This is a genomic window from Moorena sp. SIO3H5, assembly GCF_010692395.1.
Classification (GTDB): Bacteria; Cyanobacteriota; Cyanobacteriia; order Cyanobacteriales; family Coleofasciculaceae; genus Moorena.
In genome coordinates, this window is sequence record NZ_JAAHHS010000460.1 from 1 (window position 1) to 5,676 (window position 5,676).

5 protein-coding genes are annotated in these 5,676 nt (G+C 44.7%); 1 reads left to right on the top strand and 4 read right to left on the bottom strand.

What is annotated here, in order from left to right:
• From F6K52_RS31215 to F6K52_RS31225, 3 genes are all read right to left on the bottom strand, one after another.
• Nucleotides 1–639 (bottom strand): SPFH domain-containing protein (locus F6K52_RS31215; RefSeq protein WP_293088080.1); only part of this gene is annotated, 639 nt, incomplete at its 3' end.
• A gap of 102 nt (nucleotides 640–741) precedes the next feature.
• On the bottom strand, nucleotides 742–1,923 hold the full coding sequence (gene hpsP, locus F6K52_RS31220; RefSeq protein ID WP_293088083.1) for a hormogonium polysaccharide biosynthesis glycosyltransferase HpsP: 1,182 nt from the start codon (nucleotides 1,921–1,923) through the stop codon (nucleotides 742–744).
• 100 nt (nucleotides 1,924–2,023) lie between these two features.
• Complete coding sequence (locus F6K52_RS31225; protein WP_293088087.1) at nucleotides 2,024–2,938, bottom strand: phosphate/phosphite/phosphonate ABC transporter substrate-binding protein; 915 nt, start codon at nucleotides 2,936–2,938, stop codon at nucleotides 2,024–2,026.
• Nucleotides 2,939–3,140: 202 nt separating this feature from the next.
• Between F6K52_RS31225 and F6K52_RS31230 the strand changes: the two genes are divergently transcribed.
• Nucleotides 3,141–3,269: a hypothetical protein gene (locus F6K52_RS31230; RefSeq protein ID WP_293088091.1), complete on the top strand. Its 129-nt coding sequence runs from the start codon at nucleotides 3,141–3,143 to the stop codon at nucleotides 3,267–3,269.
• An 18-nt stretch (nucleotides 3,270–3,287) separates the two neighbouring features.
• Here the strand turns inward: F6K52_RS31230 and F6K52_RS31235 are convergent, their stop codons facing one another.
• Nucleotides 3,288–5,516, bottom strand: a complete 2,229-nt coding sequence (locus F6K52_RS31235) for a choice-of-anchor I family protein (RefSeq protein WP_293088093.1) — start codon at nucleotides 5,514–5,516, stop codon at nucleotides 3,288–3,290.
• Between the last annotated feature and the right edge of the window lie 160 nt (nucleotides 5,517–5,676).

Genomic DNA, 5,676 nt, shown 5'->3' on the forward strand with positions numbered 1-5,676 from the left:
CCCGATCTGACTATCAATCACCTCGACACCTGACACCTCTAAGCGAGCTTGTAATTCTTCCTTGAGAGCTGCTGCAATCTCTTCGGGGCTGCCTCTGAGTGAAGCTAGGTTTTCTTGATTAGTATCGTAGGGATACCGACTAGCTAAACCACGGATAGCGGTCTCACTTTGGATGGCCACAAAATCTACATAGGAATTTACGTCAAAGGTGGCTTTGGCTGAGTCTACAACTCGCCAGACAACTACCGCAGCAATCTCAATGGGGTTGCCTTTTGCGTCATTTACTTTCAGCTTATCACTGTTGAAATTACGCACTCGAAGAGACACCAGTTGCTTGGAGGCGAAAGGGTTAACCCACCAAAAACCAGAGGTACGGACACTGCCAACGTAGTTACCTAAAAACACTAGCACTCGGGCTTGGTTAGGCTGCACAGTCAGAAAGCCTTTTAGGGCAACCAAGGCTACGATCACTAGACCAATACCAAATAAGTTGTTGGTATAGAGAAATAAGTCGTTGATATTGGAAAACCCGACTAGACCTTTACCTAACCACACACCAAAACTAGCGATCGCAATAATCCCTACCAGAGCAGCAAAACCATTAATTTTAAAGGTAGGAATTTCCTGAATACGTTCCATTTGCATGTATCGTTTGTGTATTGCTATTTGTTGTTTTAGCTAATTGGCTGATAGGTCTATTTTGCTTGATTTATTGGGGATTTGACAGTACCCCTACGGGTACTAATGACTAATTTGACGGTAAACCTGAATCATTTGTTGTGCGATCGCATTCCAACTATAGTGCTTTAAAGCATAGTCCTGAGCCTTGACTCCCCGCAGTTGGCATTCCTCTTTATTTTGAAGTGCTTCCCGTAACTGTCTAGTCAAAGCCTCAACCTCACAAGGACTTACCCATCCTGCTTCAGCATCTTTGACGTTTTCCCAAATATGGACCTGGTCAGAAATCACCACTGCTGTCCCAGCCACCATCGCTTCCGCTACCGCAATCCCAAAGTTTTCGTAGTAAGATGGTAGGACAAATACATCTGCATCCTTTAACAAAGCTGCTTTCAAGTCACCGGTCACGAAACCAGTAATGGTAGTATTTGATGATAGAGTTGAAGCCTTGATCTGCTCTATGATACTATTTTCATAACTTGGGTCTTGAGGATTCGTTCCCGCCAAGACAAAGTGAAATTGGAGTCCCTGGTTTAATAGCTTTTCTAGAGCTGGGATAAGTAAATCCAATCCCTTCTTCGGGTCAATACGAGACATAAACAACACTAAGGGCTGGTCATGGGGAATCTTTAATTCAGTACGTGCTCTCCCTGGTTGTGGCTGGAGTTGTTGCTGGATTGGCGGCGTTACTCCTAAGGGAATCACGATATCAGGGGATGCTGTCCCAAAACGTTCGGAAATCAAAGCTTCCTGTTGACTGGTAAAGTGTATACCAGCTGCTCCAGCTAAATTTGGTTTCTCCCACAGTGCGGCATAGATGCGCTTTAGCTGTTGTTTCTTCCGCAAATCCGCTGGGTCAAGGGTACCTAAGGGACGCAATAGGTAGGGTAATCCCTGTTTTCGGGCGATGGTAGCCGCTGCTGTAGTTACTGGAGAAAATAAGGCATGGATATGGGCAAGGTCAAATTCTGAGGCGTGTTGCCATAGCCAGCGTAATAAGCCCAGGGAAAATTTATAGCGGCGAAAGGGAGAGCAACGGAAGTATCTGATCTGATAACCATCCTGTTCTACTGGTTGATCTAGGGGTACATCCAAAGGGGGTTGACCAGCATCCCCATTAGAGTTAGTAGTTAGTACTGTAATTTCTACCCCTTGAGATGCCAGAGCCTGAGATAGTCCCTTTACCATTTGACTCGGACCACCATATACCAGGGAAATCGACGGGACGATTTGTAAAATTCGCATGGGATATTTCTTAATACCAAGTTGCATCAAAGATAGCACTCTTCCTAATCAACCTTAGGAGCAATCACGACCTGACGCCATCATTGAGCAACATGGGCGATTACTTATCCCGTCCTTGCACCAATTCAAAATACTCTTCCATCTGTGCTAAAGCTGCTTTTGCTTCTTGGGGAAATTGATCAAATTTGGCAGTCTTTTTGAATTTCTGCAAAATTTCCTGACCCTCTTTGTTATCATGCATTTTGATTAGTACTTGTTTGACTTCCTCAAGTACCTTAGGATCCATATCTGGTGCAGCAACTACCACCTGTCGAGGAAACTTTTCGGTTTCTGCCAAAATCACTAGCTGTGACCGTTGACTCTCTGGCAATCCTGCAAAGGTTTCACTATCAGTAGCACCAGCGTCAACATTTTTGCTCAATACCCAGCGCACAGCGTTGAGGTCATCACCAGCAAAAACGTACCCCACCTGATTTTTAGGCACCTGATGATTCGCTTCTGCCTTCTCCACTGGATTCATACCGGCTTTCATCAGATGAGACAGAGGAAACATATAACCTGAAGAAGAGAAGGGAACCTCTAGGGCAAGCATTTTGCCTTTTAAATCTTCCAGAGATTTCAGACCACTATCTTGGCGGGCGAAAAATATAGTACTGTACTCAGCAACACCCTTCTTCCAGCGCCGCAGGATTACCTTAGCACCAGTTTGGTCAACCATATACATGGCTGGATAAGCACTATCCATGTAAAGATCCACTTCACCAGATTTTATCCATTGCGCCATGGTTTCTTTATCGGAAGCAATTTTGACCTCCCCCTGACCAATTCCTGCCTGACCTAAATTAGCTGCCAGGTAATCAGCAACCCCTTGAAAACGTTGCTTTCTGGATGGATTCAAGGCAATGTCCCCTAGCACAATCACGTCTTTAGCTTGAGATTCGCTCTGATTTTGACAACCCCATAGGGGAATTAGGATCCCAATCAGGGCGATTGTGGTTACAACTTTTCGGAGCATAGTTGACTCTATCTTTGACTTGCTGACTCAGGAGATTTACCGAAAAAAGTATCCTGAAAAAAACCTGAAAAAAAGTAGATGCACCCTGGATGAATTTCAGGTTTATGAACTTATAGTTCCCATTGACTAGCTATATCTAACATTCTGTTGTTGAAGGAGTGACGTTTATAGAATTAAACGACCCTAACTCAGAACAATTACAATGAGACAACAAAACAACCTAGAGATGTTGCCAGATTGCCTAAATTCACAAAATTTCACCAATTTTGCCAAAATTAGTGGGATCAAGATGCTCCCTAATCATTGGTCTCGATGTGTTCCTGGTATTTGATTCGGCATCGGGAGTATGTCACGTCAAGCTGAAATCTGAGGCACTGAGCTCCTCTAAACTCACTCCTTCTATGAGAACTTTTCCACCATCATTGGCCTTAAACAAAGTCCCATCTTCGGTGTTAGTTATCCGACCTTCATAGATAACCGAATTCAACCACTCTTGAGGATCAATATTGCCCCAACCCTGGAATTCAATTTTATCGACACCTACCTCAAAGTCCTTGATCACATCAAATTCACCGGGTAATAGACTTTTATTCTGTTTAAAAATAAAGTGATCAGAGCCTTCACCACCAGTCATGACATCACTGCCACGTCCACCATTTAAGATATCATCGCCACTGCCACCATCTAGGATATCATCATGGCGACCCCCTTTAATGGTATCATCACCATGATTACCATTTAGGATATCATTACCCCTTCCCCCTTGGAGAAAGTCGTTATCTAGACCACCCTCAATGTCGTCATCACCTCGACCCCCCCTAAGGATGTCATTGCCACTGCCACCATCAAGGTCGTCATGACCCCGACCTCCCCTAAGGATGTCATTGCCGCTGCCACCATCAAGGTCGTCATGACCCCGACCTCCCCTAAGGATGTCATTGCCTTGGTTCCCCTGAATTAAGTCATCACCTAGGTCACCATGAATCGTGTCATTGCCTTCGAGACCCTTAATGATATCATCTTCTTCAGTACCAACTAGTTTGTTATCTCCCTCATCTCCCACAATGCTTTGATCGGGAAGGATTGAGTCGATTTCATAGATGGTGGTCGTGCCACTAACTTCATTGGCTGCTACCAACAGAGGTCTGCCATTGGGACTATCTTCGGCAGAAATGAAGGTCAATCCTTCTGGCCCAAGGTCTCCTGCTGTTCCCGCCGCAGCATCACCGCTAAAATCCCGGTTGTTGATGTATTGTACAAAAGTAGGATGAGTGGGGTCACTTACGTCATAGACCATGATTCCACCAATACGCTCTAAGCCAATAAAAGCAAAGGTGTGTCCATCAATTACTCCTGTTACCACTCCTTCGGGTTCAGGTCCTTTGTCATTGCTGCGGGTATCAAAGGAGTTGTTGGCGTCATTGTCGGAGTTAAAGTCATCAGGGAGAACTTCGGCAGTGATCTGCTCAAAGTCATCGCCACTGTCGAAAATTTGATTGCCATATTCATCCCAGATCGAGAAGGAACGACTCCCGAAGGCAAAAAGCTGATCAAAATCACCGTCACCGTCTGTATCCCCTAAAGTGTTTGTCACTATCAAGGAACCCAGGTTTTCAGCTTTCTGGAGTTCAGCCGCATCGGGGAAAGCATGGGGATCTAGGTTAAGGTCTCCCACTAGCACTTCTTCGCTAAAGCCCTCAAAGTCACGGCTATCCCCTTCGTTAGCTGTAATTAGGAAAGTTTTTCCGTCTACCTGAAATGATGCGATCGCATCCGGCTGGAACATTCCCAAAACCGGCCAATTCTGGATATTAATCCCATCATCTTGATCACTCGCATCGAAGCCATTACCGGGAAGACTGTGGTCTTTAAATCCTAAGGGCAAGATATCAGTAATTTCGCCACGATTGATATCTAGCACAGCCAAGGCATTATTTTCTTGCAGGGTAATCCAGGCTGTTTGGGAATCTTCAGACACCGTAATAAATTCAGGTTCTAAGTCTTGGGCTACTGTAGCACCAGGACCAAAGATACGTACTCCCTGCTCTTGCAATTGCTCGATTTGAGGATTAAATGCTTTGAAGTCAGCGTTAGTAACAGTAGCTTGCTTAACCCCTCCAGAGATGTCGATAATACTAACAGACCCTTCTGGATCAACGGTAAATTCATTATTGGGTTCTCCTTCATTAGCTACTAATACTTTTTGACCATCAGCGGTAAAGGTCAATGCATCAGGTAGCGCTCCAACAGTTACGGCATTCAAGAAATTCCCATCAGTGTTAAAGAAAACAACTTGACCAGGATTCTGTGTATTTTCATCTTCAACTGCTACAGCAACAATACCATTATTCACCGCAACACTGTTGGTACCTCCCCCAAAATCATTGAGGCTAATTTCAGTAATTTTGGTAGGATTAGCAGGATCGCTCAGATTCAGTACATCAATAGCATTATTAGCACCATTGACTACAAACAGGCGTTGTGAGCTGGGGTCATAAGCAGGAATTTCCGCAGCACCATCGTCAAATATACCGGTTTCAAAGGTACTAATTGGTGATAGTTTTATAGAATTTTTCATGACTAAATTTAGGATTTATAGTTGGGTTTTAAATAAAAAAAATAACAGGGAGCAGGGAGCAGGGAGCAGGGAGCAGGGAGCAGGGAGCAGGGAGCAGGGAGCAGGGAGCAGGGAGCAGGGAGCAGGGAGCAGGGCTAATAGTATGGGAAGTGTGGGAAGT